The sequence below is a fragment of the Aeromonas enteropelogenes genome, from assembly GCF_020097295.1.
GTDB lineage: Bacteria > Pseudomonadota > Gammaproteobacteria > Enterobacterales > Aeromonadaceae > Aeromonas > Aeromonas enteropelogenes.
Genome location: NZ_CP083625.1, coordinates 2,841,983 through 2,857,457, shown reverse-complemented (window position 1 = coordinate 2,857,457; position 15,475 = coordinate 2,841,983). Strand labels below are relative to the sequence as shown.

The 15,475-nt window shown below is 60.3% G+C and carries 16 protein-coding genes; 9 read left to right on the top strand and 7 right to left on the bottom strand.

The genetic code is table 11. The features are described from left to right. Positions 1-193 precede the first annotated feature (193 nt). Positions 194-1,018: a CheR family methyltransferase gene (locus LA321_RS13475; protein ID WP_026456457.1), complete on the bottom strand. Its 825-nt coding sequence runs from the start codon at positions 1,016-1,018 to the stop codon at positions 194-196. Between the two features lie 18 nt (positions 1,019-1,036). Then, on the bottom strand, positions 1,037-1,948 hold the full coding sequence (locus LA321_RS13470; RefSeq protein WP_042025439.1) for a chemotaxis protein CheV: 912 nt from the start codon (positions 1,946-1,948) through the stop codon (positions 1,037-1,039). A gap of 143 nt (positions 1,949-2,091) precedes the next feature. Here LA321_RS13470 and flgA point away from each other — a divergent pair, with 143 nt between their 5' ends. From flgA to LA321_RS13455, 3 genes are all read left to right on the top strand, one after another. Then, a complete protein-coding gene (flgA, locus tag LA321_RS13465) occupies positions 2,092-2,775 on the top strand; it encodes a flagellar basal body P-ring formation chaperone FlgA (protein ID WP_082043422.1) in 684 nt (227 codons plus the stop codon). A 92-nt stretch (positions 2,776-2,867) separates the two neighbouring features. Continuing rightward, positions 2,868-3,188 (top strand): flagellar biosynthesis anti-sigma factor FlgM, encoded by a 321-nt coding sequence (gene flgM / locus LA321_RS13460; protein ID WP_026457620.1) that lies wholly within the window; start codon positions 2,868-2,870, stop codon positions 3,186-3,188. Then, positions 3,185-3,601, top strand: a complete 417-nt coding sequence (locus LA321_RS13455) for a flagella synthesis protein FlgN (RefSeq protein ID WP_042071981.1) — start codon at positions 3,185-3,187, stop codon at positions 3,599-3,601. The genes flgM and LA321_RS13455 overlap by 4 nt, the downstream gene beginning before the upstream one ends. A gap of 36 nt (positions 3,602-3,637) precedes the next feature. Here the strand turns inward: LA321_RS13455 and yfcE are convergent, their stop codons facing one another. Further along, positions 3,638-4,180, bottom strand: a complete 543-nt coding sequence (gene yfcE / locus LA321_RS13450) for a phosphodiesterase (protein WP_026457622.1) — start codon at positions 4,178-4,180, stop codon at positions 3,638-3,640. A 10-nt stretch (positions 4,181-4,190) separates the two neighbouring features. Continuing rightward, positions 4,191-5,828, bottom strand: coding sequence for a peptide ABC transporter substrate-binding protein (locus LA321_RS13445; protein WP_042071982.1), 1,638 nt, complete (start codon positions 5,826-5,828; stop codon positions 4,191-4,193). A gap of 157 nt (positions 5,829-5,985) precedes the next feature. Here LA321_RS13445 and LA321_RS13440 point away from each other — a divergent pair, with 157 nt between their 5' ends. Next, the gene (locus tag LA321_RS13440) at positions 5,986-6,882 is read left to right on the top strand and encodes a DMT family transporter (protein WP_042025434.1); all 897 of its coding nucleotides are present in this window, start codon (positions 5,986-5,988) and stop codon (positions 6,880-6,882) included. 24 nt (positions 6,883-6,906) lie between these two features. Here the strand turns inward: LA321_RS13440 and rsuA are convergent, their stop codons facing one another. Further along, positions 6,907-7,599 (bottom strand): 16S rRNA pseudouridine(516) synthase RsuA, encoded by a 693-nt coding sequence (rsuA, locus tag LA321_RS13435; RefSeq protein ID WP_042071983.1) that lies wholly within the window; start codon positions 7,597-7,599, stop codon positions 6,907-6,909. Positions 7,600-7,765: 166 nt separating this feature from the next. Between rsuA and LA321_RS13430 the strand changes: the two genes are divergently transcribed. Then, positions 7,766-8,965, top strand: coding sequence for an HD-GYP domain-containing protein (locus tag LA321_RS13430; RefSeq protein ID WP_042071984.1), 1,200 nt, complete (start codon positions 7,766-7,768; stop codon positions 8,963-8,965). 15 nt (positions 8,966-8,980) lie between these two features. Here LA321_RS13430 and LA321_RS13425 read toward each other — a convergent pair whose 3' ends face one another. Together LA321_RS13425 and fsa are read right to left on the bottom strand one after the other, a co-directional pair. Further along, entirely contained in the window at positions 8,981-9,160 is a 180-nt protein-coding gene (locus tag LA321_RS13425) for a hypothetical protein (protein WP_026457583.1), read from the bottom strand. Positions 9,161-9,262: 102 nt separating this feature from the next. Next, on the bottom strand, positions 9,263-9,916 hold the full coding sequence (gene fsa / locus LA321_RS13420) for a fructose-6-phosphate aldolase (protein ID WP_042071985.1): 654 nt from the start codon (positions 9,914-9,916) through the stop codon (positions 9,263-9,265). A 129-nt stretch (positions 9,917-10,045) separates the two neighbouring features. Here fsa and LA321_RS13415 point away from each other — a divergent pair, with 129 nt between their 5' ends. The 4 genes from LA321_RS13415 to LA321_RS13400 all read left to right on the top strand — a co-directional run bounded on the left by LA321_RS13415 (position 10,046) and on the right by LA321_RS13400 (position 15,428). Then, the gene (locus LA321_RS13415; RefSeq protein WP_042071986.1) at positions 10,046-10,942 is read left to right on the top strand and encodes a glycyl-radical enzyme activating protein; all 897 of its coding nucleotides are present in this window, start codon (positions 10,046-10,048) and stop codon (positions 10,940-10,942) included. A gap of 45 nt (positions 10,943-10,987) precedes the next feature. Continuing rightward, on the top strand, positions 10,988-13,420 hold the full coding sequence (locus LA321_RS13410) for a formate C-acetyltransferase/glycerol dehydratase family glycyl radical enzyme (RefSeq protein WP_042071987.1): 2,433 nt from the start codon (positions 10,988-10,990) through the stop codon (positions 13,418-13,420). A gap of 227 nt (positions 13,421-13,647) precedes the next feature. Continuing rightward, positions 13,648-14,394 (top strand): DeoR/GlpR family DNA-binding transcription regulator, encoded by a 747-nt coding sequence (locus LA321_RS13405; protein WP_042072396.1) that lies wholly within the window; start codon positions 13,648-13,650, stop codon positions 14,392-14,394. Positions 14,395-14,534: 140 nt separating this feature from the next. Beyond that, positions 14,535-15,428, top strand: coding sequence for an EamA family transporter (locus LA321_RS13400; RefSeq protein ID WP_042071988.1), 894 nt, complete (start codon positions 14,535-14,537; stop codon positions 15,426-15,428). Positions 15,429-15,475: the final 47 nt, after the last annotated feature.

Sequence of the window (15,475 nt, the reverse complement as noted above, 5' to 3'; positions counted from 1 at the left end):
CAATAGAATGCCCGGACAGACAATCCCCGGCTTGGCGGTGGGTCGCTCAAAGAGGCAGGCATACTGTCAGTCACGATCAAGCACAGACAGGTACAGTCAGATAAAAAAATGAGGGAAGCTGTCGCTTCCCTCATTGATGATTCATATGATGCGAGAGGATCCCGCAAACCCTTGGATGGCATGGCCCCAAGGCTTATTTGACCTTGTAGACAATCCCCGGATTGCAGCGGATCATCTCGAACCGGTCGGTCAGCCCGGCCAGTGATTCAGACGCTCCCAACATCAGGTAACCACCCGGGTTAAGGCTGGTAGCAAACTGGTTAAGGATCTTCGACTTCACTTCCGGCGCAAAGTAGATGAGTACGTTGCGGCAGAAAATAATGTCAAATTTGCCGAGCAGGCTGTAGCTCTCCAGCAGGTTGAGCGGTCTGAAGGTGGTCAATTTTCTGACTCGCTCGACCACCCGCATCTTGTTGTCGCCACAGGGCTCGAAAAACATCTTCTTGCGCTCGGGAGAGAGGCCGCGCGCCAGCGCCAGGCTGTCATACACCCCTTCCTTGCACTGGTTAAGCATGGTAGTCGAAATATCGGTTCCCACGATCTGAACGCCGCCCGGCAGGGTGCCCGGCTTTTTCATCTGCTGCTCCAGCGCCGTCATGGCTATCGAGTAGGGTTCCTGTCCGGATGAAGAGGCCGCAGACCAGATTTTGATAGGGCGGCCACTCTTGCCCAGTTCGGGAAAGATCTTGTCGGTCAACAGCTGAAAGGGGTAGGTATCGCGAAACCAGAGGGTTTCGTTGGTGGTCATGGCATCCACTACCGCCATTTTCAGGTCACGCTCTCGCACACTCATTGCACGGGTAACCAGATCAGACAGACTCTCAATGCCAAACTGAGCCATCAAGGGTGAAAGACGGCTCTTCACCAGATACTGTTTGTTATCGCCCAGCACAATCCCGCTCTGTATCGCCAGAAAATTGCTGAACTGTTTGTATAAGTCGTCCGAAAGTGTCTTCATGCAGCTGTTCTTCTTTTATCAGAGTGCATTTTGTACGGCCTTGGCCAATTCATCAGGCTGGAACTTGGCAATAAAATTGTTCGCACCGACTTTCTGCACCATTGCCTGGTTGAATACTCCGCTGAGGGATGTATGCAGAATAACATGCAAATCCTTGAGGTTGGGATTATTCCGGATTTCAGCCGTGAAGGTATAACCATCCATTTCCGGCATCTCTATATCCGAAATGACCAGTGCAATCTGATCCTTGATCGGGCCATTTTTGGCCATCTCCAGCAACATGTTCAGTGCATCCCGACCATCTTTGGCCAGCACGCACTCCACTCCGATAGCCTGCAGCGCACGCTGAACCTGCTTGCGAGCAACAGAGGAGTCATCGGCCACCAGTACGGGACGACCCAATGTCGGGTGTTCAACGCTAGCTTCCACCAACTCTTGGCTCACTTCGGTTGAGACAGGGGAGATCTCGTTCAGGATGCGCTCTACATCCAGTATCTCGACCAGCTCCCCATCCACCTCGGTGACGGCCGTCATGTAGTTGATACGACCCGCACCTTTGGGGGGCGGCAGAATGGACTCCCAGTTCATGTTGATGATGCGCTCGACCGAGTGCACCAGAAACCCTTGAATGGAGCGGTTGTATTCGGAAATGATGATAAAACACTTGCTCAGATCTTCGATGGGACGTTTGCCCATCGCCATGCTCAGATCGATGACCGAAATGGTCTGGCCACGAATGTGGGCGACCCCGCGAATGCAGGAATTCAATTTGGGCATCACGGTCAGAGGGGGACACTGCAGCACTTCACGTACTTTGAATACGTTGATGCCAAATCTTTGACGACCATTGAGACGAAACAACAACAACTCCAGCCGGTTTTGCCCCACTAGCTGGGTGCGTTGGTTGACCGAGTCCAGAATACTGGCCATAAACACTCCCTAAAAACGCTTGGCACTGTTCATGCATGCGTAATGGATTGCGTCAGACTATCGATGTAGAAACGAACAAATCCTGAAGCAATCATAGTTAATTTGGTGATATGCGTGGATAACTTATCGACCAACGAGCGAAAATGATTAATCGACTTTTACTCATCAGCCTTTTTTTCGGCAGCATCTCCTCCAGCTACGCGTCGGACGTCACGGACTACCTGCAAGAAAGAGCGCAAGAATTCGTCTACGAGCAACTGGCTGTGCCGCTTGATGCCAGGACGGAGGTCACTGCAGCGACTCTGGATGAGCGTCTACCGCTGACCCGTTGTGAAGACAGCCTGACCATCTCCCTCCCGGCAAAAATGGAAATTCGCCGTAATACAACAGTTTACATGAAGTGCGAGGAAGACAAACCCTGGGATGTCTATTTACCTGTGCGGGTGAGCATCCAGAAACCCTATGTCACCGTCGCCAACCCGGTTGCAAAGGGGGATCTGCTGACCGAAAGCCAGCTGGTACTGGCCTATCTGGATCAGACCCTGATCCGGGGCGACTACCTCAGTGACACCGCGGCCCTCATAGGGGTGCGCAGCAAGCGGGAACTCAAGCCGGGGCAACCCGTCCGGTTAAGCCAGGTCTGCGTGGTGTGCAAAGGGGATCAGGTCACCCTGACCGCAGAAAATAACCACTTTGAAATCAAAACAATGGCCCGAGCCTTGCAAGATGGCAGCTTCGGAGAGATCATCAGGCTCGTCAACATTCGCTCCGGTAAAACCGTGCAGGGAAAGGTCAGCGCAGTGGGTGCCGTCACGGTCACTTTCTAATATCCGGATCGTCGACAACTTTTTTCTAAAGTTCTGACCTGGCGTACCGATAAACAGGTAAGCGAACCTTAAAGCAGACGAAGGTAATCAAAATGGCCATCAACAATATCAACAACTTGGCGAACAATCGGTTGCAAAATACCGGTAACAGCCAGGGAACAGGCAGCAAATCGGTTGCCTCTTCCCCCGACAGCAAGTCCACGGCGGTCAGACAGGATTCTGTCTCCCTGACCAACGAGGCCCAGCAATTGCAAAAGATGCAACAAAACCTCAATGCCGCCTCGACCGGCAATGAGAGCAAAGTCGAGCGCCTGAAAAAGGCCGTCGCCAGTGGCGAGTACCAAGTCAACAACGAAGCGGTTGCCCGCAAGATGTTCAGCTTCGAAACCAACCTGGACAAGATGCTGGGATGATGGACCTGCCTTCGTTACTGCACACTCAGGATGACTACCTCACCCGGATGCAAGGCATTCTGGAAGAAGAGTTCAACCTGCTCAAACAGCACCAGGCACTGGCCCTGCCTGAGCTGAGCGAGCGCAAACAACAGCTGCTGGGCGCCATCGAGGCGCTGGACAAGACCCTGGCAGCCTTGCCTGATCTGGCACAGCAGCTGGCTGCCTATCCAGACCAGATGGTACAGCTGCGGGAAAAACTGGATGCCTGCCAGAGCCAGAATGACATCAATGGTCGCCTGCTCGAGCTCAGCATCGTATCGAATCGCCGCCTCGCCGGCTTCTTGAGCCAACTGCGCGATCGCAACAGCCTAACCTATGACGCCAAGGGCAATACCCGCTCCGGGACCCGCTCCTACGGCATCAAGGCCTGATCTCCCCATCAGGCCTTTTGCATTTCTCCCGCTCGGCTAGAGCACCAGTCTCAGCAATTCCCTTCCGTCCGTACAGGCGTTGACCGTCAGTACGCCAGCGTCATAACGGCCATAACTGGCCGGCAAGTCGCCGCGCGGAAAACAGATAGACCCCGGATTCATCAAGATGCGCTCCCCCTGCCACTCCAGCACGGGCACATGGGTATGGCCGCTCAGAAACAGACTGCCCGCCGGCAAGGCGATGTCATCGGGATGATAAAGATGACCGTGGCTGACAAACCAGCGCCGCTCATCGACCAGCAACTGGTTGTAGGGGGCGGTAATGGGAAAACGCAACAGCATCTGATCCACTTCCGAATCACAGTTGCCTCTGACGGCCAAGATCTGCGGTGCCAGGCCGTTGAGCCGATCGGCAACCGCGGCCGGGTTATACCCTTCCGGTACCGGATTGCGCGGCCCATGGTTGAGCAGATCCCCCAGCAGCAGATAGTGATCCGGCTGCCAAGGCTCGAGCTGGGTCAGCACCCGCTCCAGGGCGATGATACTGCCGTGGATGTCGGAAATAATGGCAAGTTTCATGAAATGCTCCTCACTGCGGGCTGAAATAGAGATCCTTGGTGGCAATCGCCCCCTTCAGATTCTGGCTCGGCAATCCGCGCAAGGCGGGATCGACCAGACGCATCTGATTGTAGTGGTAGACGGGAATGACGGGCACCTCGTCGATCAGCAACTGTTCGGCATGCTGATAGAGCGCGCGCCGGCTCGACGCATCCAGGGTATTGGCCGCCTGCTCCAGCAAAAGATCAAAGTCGGGATTGCAGTAACCGCTCTCGTTGCGCACGTCCTGGCAGCGGAAGCTGTTGAGCATGGCGGAAGGCTCCACGTAATCACCGAACAGGAAGGAGCGCGCCACCATGAAGTCACCGCTGTCCTTCGCCACCTGATAGGCCGCCCACTCCATGTTGTTGAGTGTCACCTCCACCCCCAACGGCTTCCACATGGCGGCGACCGCCAGAGCCAGCTTCTTGTGGTTCTCCGAAGTGTTGTAAGTCAGGGTCAGCTTGAGGGGATGGGCGCTGCTGTAACCCGCCTCGGCCAGCAGCTCGACGGCTTTGGTCAGCCGGCTCGGCAGATCCTGTGACGCCTGCGCCGGATGCAGGGCGTCATACCCCGGCATCTCGGGTAGCAGGGACCAGGCAGGCTGCTCGCCCTGGCCGCTCACCTTGTCGGTCAACAGAGTGCGATCGATGGCCATAGAGAGCGCCTGGCGCACCCGTACATCCTGCAGCTCAGGGCGGCGCAGGTTGAAGGTATAGAGATAAGTACCCAGCAGCGGCAGACCCCAGATCCGCTCGGGGGTAGCCTGCTTGATCTTCTGGTAATACTCCAGCGCCACCTTGTTGGTGAGCTGGATCTCCCCCGCTTCATAGCGCAACCGCTCCGCATGCTGGGAGGCGAGCGGCAGATAGATCACTCGCTGGATGCGGGTATGGGCATCATCCCAATAGTGGGGATTGCGCTGCGCCTCGAGCCGCTCGTTGGGCGCCCAGCTCTCCAGCTTGTAGGCGCCGTTACTGACCAGCTTGCCAGGCTGGGTCCACTGCTTGCCAAAGCTGGCGATGGCCTTCTCGTTGACCGGCACGAAGGGGCGCTGGCTGATGAGCTGCAGGAAGTAGGGCACGGGACGTTCCAGCGTCACTTTGAGGATCTGATCGCTCTCCGCCTCCACCCCCAGCATGTCGGGCTCAAGCGCGCCGGCGTAGATGGACTGGGCATTGTTGATGCCGGTCGCCAGCAAAAGGCCCGCGGAAGGGGAACCTTGCGCCGGATCCAGCAACCGCCGCCAGGCGTAGACAAAATCCCGGGCGACCAGCGGCTCGCCGTTGGACCACTTGAGCTGAGGGCGCAGGAAGAAGCGCCACACCAGACCATCGTCACTGGTCTCCCAGCGCTGGGCCTGGGCGGGCACTATCCTGCCCTGGCCATCTTCATTGACCAGCCCCTCGAACAAATCCACCAGCACCACTTCGCCGGGAAAGCCGGAGCGCACCTGGGCAGGGTCGAGTGATTCGGGTTCGGCGCCATTGCCCTTGACCAGGGTCTGTCTGTCGGAAAGCTGAGTCTGCTGCTCAACCGGGGTAGCGTGTGCCAGCGGTCCGCTCAACACACCAATCAGGAAGGGAGAGAGCCAGCGTCGTGCCAGCCCGGGGGAAAAACCATACCGCATTACAACAACCTCGAATAAACCACTTGCTGGGGGGAAGGCCGACGGCGCGCCTGATGAATGCCTGATGCCGCCCTTGTTATCCCCGAAAACGCCCCGTATTGTATCGGGCTTGCCCGAGAGATGGAGTCTTTCGGGTTAATTTTTTCAGGAGTTTTTTATGGGGTATGAATGGCTGGCCCTCGCTTCGGCCAGTTTGTGGGCAGTGGCCGCCCTGATTTCGGTCACACCGGCCCGCCATCTGGGAGCATTTGCCTACAGCCGCTGGCGCATGTTCCTGGTCACCTTGATGCTCGGCACCATGAGTCTCTTCACCGGTGGCTGGCAGACGCTGTCGACCTCCACCCTCCCCTTGCTGGCACTCTCCGGGCTGGTCGGCATCTTCATCGGGGATACCGCCCTGTTCGCCTGCATGAACCGGCTGGGCCCCAGACGTAGCGGTCTGCTGTTCTCCTGCCATGCGCTCTTCTCCGCCCTGCTTGGCCTGTGGCTGTTCAACGAGCAGCTCACCGGCTGGCGACTGCTGGGGGCCTTGCTGGTATTTAGCGGGGTGATGCTGGCGATCTTGTTCGGGCGACGTTCGAGCAGCGCATGGGAGCAGATCCGCGGCAGCCTGGCCGTGGGCATTGGCCTTGGCCTGACTGCCGCCCTCTGCCAGAGCGTGGGGGCCATCATAGCCAAGCCGGTAATGATGAGTGGCGAGGTGGACGCCGTGAGTGCCTCCGGGATCAGGATGGGCAGCGCTCTGCTGGCCCACTGCGCCCTGCGGCTGGTGCGCCTGCCCCTGGCCATGCCCCTCAAACCCGTCACGCCGCGGATCCTCGGCATGATCGCCGTCAACGGCTTTCTGGCGATGGCCCTCGGGATGACCTTGATCTTGGTGGCATTGCGTGAAGGAGAGGTCGGCATGGTCGCCATTCTCTCCTCCACCACCCCTGTCATCCTGTTGCCGCTGCTCTGGTGGCACTCGGGGGAGCGCCCCTCTGCGGCTGCCTGGGGCGGCGCCCTGCTGGCCACCTTGGGCACGGCGCTGGTGCTGGGCGTCAGTACGCTCTGACGCCCGAGACTTGACGCGGCGGGATCAGAACCGGGCGATCTCGTCGGCAGTCAATTCACGGTATTCACCGGGAGCCAGGTCATCATCCAGTTGCAGGCCGCCAACTCGCTCCCGGTGCAGGCCGATCACCTTGTTGCCGATGGCGGCAAACATCCGCTTCACCTGATGGTACTTGCCTTCGTGGATGGTCAGACGTGCCTCGCACTCACCCAGAATTTCCAGCTGGGCAGGGCGGGTTTTCTCGGTCTCGCTGCGCAGCAACACCCCTTCGGCAAACAGCGCGATGGCATCCGGGCTCACCGGATCGGCCAACCAGACGTGATAGGTCTTGGCACACTCGTGACGCGGCGAGGTGATGCGATGAGACCATTGACCATCGTCGGTCACCAGCACAAGGCCTGTAGTATCGAGATCGAGTCGGCCCACCACGTGCAGCTTGCCCATGGCGGGTTCATCCATCAGGAAGAACACGGTCGGATGATCCGGGTCGTCGTTGGAACAGACATAGCCTTCCGGCTTGTGCAGCATGAAGTAGCGGTTGCGCCGATCCAGGGTCAGGGTGACACCGTCGAACTCAATCTGGCTCTGCTCATTGATGTGGAAGGCGGGCTGCTTGACCACAATCCCGTCCACCATCACCTCTCCCTGGCGGATCAGTTTGCCCGCGAGCGAGCGGGTCAAATCGGAACAATCGCAAATAAATTTATCAAGCCGCATTCACAACCTCGGAGTCCAACAACGAAAGGGGCGTCATTATATCGGGCAGGGGCGACAACGCCACCGTTAAGGCGCGCGCAATTGTGACGAAGCCATTATCCGATGGTACACTGCAACGGTGCGGTTCATTGGCACGACCCCATAATAATAAAAGTCAGGAAGCACCATGAAGTCTCAAGCATCCTATCCCGTCATTCCCGTCAACAAACTCAAACCCGGCATGTATGTCATCGCCATCGCCAGTCAGACAGGCGGGATGGAGATTGCCCAGATGGGACTGGTGAGCAACCAGGCACAAATCGACCATCTGATTCAACTGGGGGTACTGACGGTGCGTATCGATCTGGCCCGCAGCAAACTGGGCAGTGCCGACAGCGACGCCCTTGCTGTGCCGGACCCCGGCACCAGTACCACCCACGGCGAGCGCCATCTTCGCGGCAGCGGTGAAGGACGGGAGCTGAAGATCCGTCGCCTCTATCAGGAGGCCCGCGAACTGCAGGGCAAGTTCATCCGCCATCTCAAGGCTGGTGAACCCATCGACATCACCCCCCTCGCCGAAGTAGCCGAGGAGATGGTAGACACCATGTTCACTCACGGTGATGCCATGCTCTGCCTGGCTCGCATCCGCGCCAAGGATGCCTACCTGATGGAACACTCCATGAACGTGGCCATCCTGCTGGCCAACTTTGGCCGCTATCTGGGGCTGGAGCGCAGCGTTTTGAAGGAGTTGACCCTGGGGGGGCTGCTGCACGACGTGGGCAAGATCATGACCCCGGACGAGGTGCTGCACAAACCGGGGAAATTAACCGACGAAGAGTTCGCCATCATGCGCCAGCACGTGGTGCACAGCTACGGCATCCTGAAAAATACCAAGGGCATCACGGCCACCATGCTGGAGGTGGCCGCCAATCACCACGAGCGGCTCGATGGCAGCGGCTATCCCCGCAAGCTGAAGGGGGATCAACTCTCCCTCCATACCCGCATGAGCTGCATCGTCGATGTGTACGATGCCATTACCGCTGATCGGGTTTATAAAACCGGCATGCAGCCGACCCAGGCGTTTCGCATCCTGCTCAAGGGAATCAACCAGCACTTTGATGCCGAGCTGGTCACCAAGTTCATCAAATGCATGGGAGTCTATCCGGTGGGTACCCTGGTCATGCTCTCGAACCAGCGGCTGGCCATCGTGATGCAGCGCAACGAACAGCAGCCGCTCAAGCCGGTGGTCAAGGTGATCTATCATGCCACCCAGCGCCACTACCTCGAGGTGCAGTGGCTGGATCTGGCCAAAAGCAACGTGCAGGAGAGCATCGAAAGCACGGTTGATCCGAAAGAGTACGGCATCAACCTCGCCAACTTCTTCTGACATTCCCCCGGCTTGTCAGGACTGGCGCTGGCTGCCGAGCCAGTGCTGGATCAGAAACTCCTCATCCAGCGGCGAGAGATCAAAGCGCAAGCTGACCTCTTCAATCGCGGCGATATCGTATTCGTGATGCTCGCTGAGCCAGCGCACCGCCCGGCGCAGATCCTCGCCATGGGGGAGAAGCAGATGATCGCTCATGGGATACCTCCGACAAACCCGATGGTGGCCATCCAGATTGGCCACCTTCTTCCAGTCTAGTCGGCCGGCGACACGTCCCCTCCCCCGTCACTCCTTTTCAATTCAGCGGCCGAAGGCGCGCTGCCAATCCTGATCAAATTTGACCAGCGCCGCGTCCACTGCCGGCACATTGAGCAGTTGTTCCGCCACGTCGAGCGGCAGAGTGATGGACTGGCACCCCGCCAGCAGGCAGTCAAGCGCCTGACGCGGGGTGCGGAAGGAAGCCGCCAGCACCTTGCTCTTGGGGGCGTGCAGCGCCAGCAGTTGCTGCAGCTCCTGCACAGTGGCGATGCCATCGCCCCCCTGGGCATCCAGCCGGTTGACATAGGGCGCCACGTACTCGGCCCCGGCCACCGCCGCCAGCCAACCCTGCAGCGGGGTATAGACGGCAGTCCCCAGGGTCGGCACCCCATTGGCCGTCAGGGTCTTGATGGCGGCTAACCCCTCTTCGCAAACCGGGATCTTGACCACCAGATCCCGATCCAGCTCCCGCAACGCAAACGCCTCGCGCACCATCTCGGTCTCGCTCTTGGCCATCACCTGGGCAAACAGCCGCCCCTTGGGCCCCAGCACCTCGCGCAGAGCGGGCAGCAACTCGGGCAGCGGCATGCCACCGGCAGCGGTGATGGAAGGATTGGTGGTGACGCCAGCCAGCGGCAGGATCCGTGACCAGCGGCGCACCGCGGCCACATCGGCGGTATCGAGATACAACTCCATCTCTGACTCCTTTAGGTTGAGGTGTTCAATCTGCCGTCATTCTAGCGATAAAACATCCACAAAACTCTTGATCAAAATCAAATCAACTTTCGAACGAAAGCAAATAAAATAAAAACAAAAGGAGGCGGTATGATTTTCGACCTGCAACGTTACTCGACTCACGATGGCCCCGGCATTCGCACCCTGGTGTTTCTCAAGGGGTGTTCCCTTGCCTGTCGCTGGTGTCAAAACCCGGAAAGCCGCTCTCCCAGACCGGACATCCTACTCGACCGGCGCCAATGCATCGAGGGATGCCAGCTCTGCAGCCAGGCCTGTCCGGCAATCTTGCGTGACACCCGGGGCATTCAGCTGAATCGTGCCGCCCTCGCTAAGCAGGGCGTAGAGCGACTGCGCGAGCTCTGCCCAAGCGAGGCGCTGCAGGTGTGCGGCCGGGAAGAGAGTCTGGAAAGCCTCATGGCTACCATCTTGCGGGATCGCCCCTTCTTCGAGCGCAGCGGCGGCGGGGTCACCCTCTCCGGTGGCGAGCCCTTTATGCAGCCCGACTTCGCAGCCGCCCTGCTGGCCCGCTGCAAACAGGAGGGATTGCATACCGCGGTGGAAACCTGCCTGCACGTACCCTGGCACCAGATTGAGCCGAGCCTCCCCCACCTGGATTTGATACTGGCCGATCTCAAACACGTCGAGCAGGCGCGTTTCTTCGAGTGGACCCACGGCAAGGTGGCACGGGTGCAGGATAACCTCAAACGCCTCGCCGAAACCGGTATTCCCATGCAGATCCGGGTGCCACTCATTCCCGGTTTCAACGCCGACGAGGCCAGCATCGCGGCCATCGTCGACACCGCCGCGAGCCTTGGCAGCGTGCAGGAGATCCACTTTCTCCCCTACCACACCATGGGAATGGGCAAATATGCCCTGCTGGATCAGCCCTATCAGGCCCCCAGCCAACCCCTGGATGCACCCGAATTGCTCACCTTTGCCCATGATTGCGCCCGGCAACGGGGGCTGACCCCCATCACCCGGGGATAGGCACACCACCATGACGCAGACACAGACCAACCAGAGGATAAGATCATGACTCAGCTCGACCTCACCACCCTCACCCCACGGATCCGCGCCCACAAGGAGAGCCTGATCCACATAGTCCAGCCGCCGGTCTGCACCGAGCGGGCCCGTCACTACACGCAAGCCTACCAGGCCCATCTCGCCCGGCCGCTGCCGGTACGCCGCGCCCTGGCGCTGGCCCACCATCTCAAGGAGCGCACCATCTGGATCAAGCACGACGAGCTCATCGTCGGCAACCAGGCAAGCCAGGTGCGCGCCGCACCGCTCTTTCCCGAGTACACGGTCAGCTGGATTGAGAAGGAGATCGACGAGCTGGCAGACAGACCCGGTGCCGGCTTTGCGGTGAGCGAAGAGGACAAGGAGGCAATCCACGCCCTCACCCCCTTCTGGCGCGGCCAGACGGTACAGGATCGCTGCTACGGCCTCTTTACCGATGAACAGAAGGGACTGCTGGAGAGCGGCATCATCAAGGCCGAGGGCAACATGACTTCGGGGGATGCCCACCTCGCGGTCAACTACGAGGAGCTGCTCACCCTGGGGCTTGATGGATTCAAGGTCAAGGTCGCCGAGCGGCGCAGCCGGCTCGATCTGGCTGACTGGGCGGATCTGCAGCGCGAGCAGTTTTTGCAGGCCGTTGCCATCACCCTCGATGCAGTAGGCAACCACATCGAGCGCTACGCGACCCTGGCTCGCGGCATGGCGGAGCAGGAATTGTGCGCCGAGCGCCGTGACGAACTGCAGAGCATATCGCTCAACTGCGCCCATATCGCCCACCAGCCTCCCGAGACCTTCTGGCAGGCACTGCAGCTTTGCTACTTTATCCAGCTCATCCTGCAGATCGAATCCAACGGCCACTCGGTCTCGTTTGGCCGGATGGACCAGTACCTCTACCCCTGGTATCGCCGCGAAGTGGAGCTGTCAGAATCCCTGCCGCGCGAGCACGCCATCGAGCTGCTGCAGGGCTGCTGGCTGAAACTGCTGGAGGTGAACAAGATCCGTTCCGGCACCCACTCCAAGGCCTCCGCCGGCAGCCCGCTCTATCAGAACGTGACGATTGGCGGCCAGATCTGGCGAGATGGCCAGGCTCATGACGCGGTCAACGGCCTCTCCTACGCGATTCTGGAGTCCTGCGGCCAGTTGCGCTCCACCCAGCCCAACCTCTCGGTGCGCTACCATGCCGGCATGAGCGAGGATTTCCTCGATGCCTGCATCCAGGTGATCCGCTGCGGCTTTGGCATGCCCGCCTTCAACAACGACGAGGTGGTGATCCCCGAATTCATCAAGCTCGGCGTGAGCGTGGAGGATGCCCACAACTACGCCGCCATCGGCTGCATCGAGACCGCAGTGCCCGGCAAATGGGGCTATCGCTGCACCGGCATGAGCTTCATCAACTTCGCCCGCATCCTGCTGGCGGCGCTGGATGGCGGCCGCGATGCCACCACGGGCAAGATCTTCCTGCCCCAGTCGCAGTCGCTGCGGGAAGGATCATTCAGCAACTTTGACGAGGTGATGGCCCGCTGGGACGAGCAGGTACGCTATTTCACCCGCAAGTCCATCGAGATCGACTGCGTGGTCGACAGCGTGCTGGAAGCGCAAGCTCACGACATCCTCTGCAGCACCCTGGTGGATGACTGCATCGAGCGCGGCAAGACCATCAAGGAGGGGGGGGCAGTCTATGACTGGGTCTCCGGCCTGCAGGTGGGGATCGCGAATCTGGGCAACAGCCTGGCGGCGCTGAAGAAACTGGTGTTCGAACAGGGCATGGTGGATCAACGCGAGCTGGCCAATGCGCTGGAACAGGACTTTGCGGGGCTCGCCGGCGAGCAGCTGCGCCAGCGCCTCACCAACGCGGCCCCCAAATACGGCAACGATCTGGACGAGGTGGATCTGCTGCTGGTACAGGCCTACCAGAGCTACATCGACGAGCTCAAGGGGTTGCACAACACCCGTTTCGGCCGCGGCCCCATCGGCGGCACCTACTATGCCGGCACCTCTTCCATCTCGGCCAACGTCCCCTTTGGCGCAGCCACCATGGCCACCCCGGATGGCCGTCATGCCCGCACCCCGCTGGCGGAGGGGGCAAGCCCTGCGTCGGGTTCGGATCGCCTCGGCCCCACGGCGGTGTTCAACTCCATCGGCAAGCTGCCCACCCAGGCCATCCTCGGCGGCGTGCTGCTCAACCAGAAGCTGAGCCCGGCGAGCCTTGAGAACGAACGGGACAAGGCCAAGCTGATGAGCCTGCTGCGCACCTTCTTCGAGGTGCACAAGGGGTGGCACGTGCAGTACAACATCGTCTCGCGGGAGACCCTGCTGGCGGCCAAGGCCAACCCGGATCAATACCGGGATCTGGTGGTGCGGGTGGCCGGTTACTCGGCCTTCTTTACGGCCCTCTCTCCGGATGCCCAGGACGACATCATCGCCCGCACCGAACACAGCCTCTGACAACGGACGGGAGGGCCCATGCCCTCCCGCTTTTTTGGCAGAGGTGCACGCCACCTGTACCATGCCCCTGTCCTGGCCATCCCGGCTCCACGGACAGAGGGCAAGATGTTATGATTGCCCGCCTGGCTCATATGTCGCTGCTTCAAGGCACATCGATGAGGCCGGGCCCATGTTAGCGGCAGGCGCCAAGCGCTCCTGCCATCACAGATTTTTGTATGCGAGCCCCCATGAACCCACGCCACCAACAGATCCTCACCCTGGTCCATCAGGCCCGCAAGATGAGCGTCGCCGAGCTGGCGCAACATACCGGCGTGTCGGAAGTCACGGTGCGCAACGATCTCACCGCCCTGGAAAAACAGGGTCTGCTCAAACGGGTGCATGGCTCGGCCATGGCGCTGGAAAGCGATGACCCGGACGCCCGGATGAACATCAACTATCTGCTCAAAGAGCGCCTCGCCGAGCGGGCGGCCCAGCTGGTGGAAGATGGCGAGACGGTCTTTATCGAGGGGGGCAGCGCCAACGCCCTATTGGCCCGCCACCTGGCCCTGCACAAGCGGGTCACCATCATCACCATCAGCAGCTATATCGCCCACCTGCTCAAAGACACCCAGGCCCAGGTAGTGCTGCTCGGCGGCCTGTTCCAGCACCAGAGCGAGAGCGTGGTGGGGCCTTTGACCCGCCTTTGCATCGAGCAGGTGCACTTCTCCAAAGCCTTTATCGGGATCGATGGCTTTCACCCCGAGGTGGGATTTACCAGCCGGGACATGATGCGGGCCGACGTGGTCAACAGCGTGCTGGCCAAGGGAGTAACCAATGTGGTCATCACCGACAGCAGCAAGTTTGGCGCCATTCACCCGAGCCCCCTCGGCAAACCCGGCGAGATCGGCGTGCTGGTCACCGACGATGCCCTGCCTGCCCCCATGCGGGCGGCGCTCGCGGCGCGCGGCCTCACCCTGCACTGCGTCACGGCCTGAGCCCGCTCATCAGGCCAACCCCTGCGTCCCGCGCAGCCGGATGACTTGACGCCCGCCACCCTGCCCGGAGTATGCTCAACCCCTTGCGCCGCCCGCAGACAGACCACCTGTAGGCTGCGTCTCTCGCACAAGGACCCAAGATGCACATCAAGGATAAATGTCTGGCCGCCCTGGTCATCCTCTGCTGGGGGCTCAACTTCGTGGTGATCAAGTGGGGGCTGGAGGGGATCCCGCCATTGCTGCTGGGGGCGCTGCGCTTTATCGGCGTTGTCTTCCCCGCCATCTTGCTGGTACCAAGACCCGCTCTCCCCTGGCGCTGGTTGCTCACCTATGGCGGCACCATCAACCTGGGCCAGTTTGCCTTCCTGTTTTGCGCCATGAAATTCGGCATGCCGGCGGGCATGGCCTCCCTGGTGCTGCAATCCCAGGTGCTCTTCACCCTGTTGTTTGCCATGTTATGGCTGGGGGAGCGCTGGCAACCCCACCACTGGGTTGCCCTGCCGCTGGCAGGTGCCGGGCTCTACCTTATCGCGACCCAGGGGGCGGGTAACCTGACCCTGCTCGGCTTTGCCCTGACCCTCTGCGCCGCAGCCTGCTGGGGCCTTGGCAACGTGATCAATCGCCAGATTGGTCTGCGCTATCAAGCCGCCCTGCCGAGCCTCATCGCCTGGGGTGGCCTGGTGCCCATTGTGCCGTTTCTCGCCCTCTCCTGGTTGTTCGAGGGGCCCGAACGCATCACGAGCAGCCTGCAACACATCAGCTGGCAGGGAGTACTCTGCGTGCTTTACCTCTCGCTGATCGCCACCTGGCTCGGCTACGGCCTGTGGGGGCGGCTGCTGATGCGCTACCCGGTGGCGCAGGTGGCTCCCCTCTCCCTGCTGGTGCCCTGCGTCGGCATGGTGGCCGCCGCCCTGTTGCTGGACGAACATCCCACCCCCTTGCAGTGGCTGGGCTCGGCCCTGGTGCTGCTCGGCTTCGTGGTGCACCTGCTGGGGGGACGGCTGCGCTGGTTGAAGCCACAGCCAACCCCTTGATTGCTTCGCGTTATTTGCCTCTGACCATTGACCCGCCAGGGGAAAAT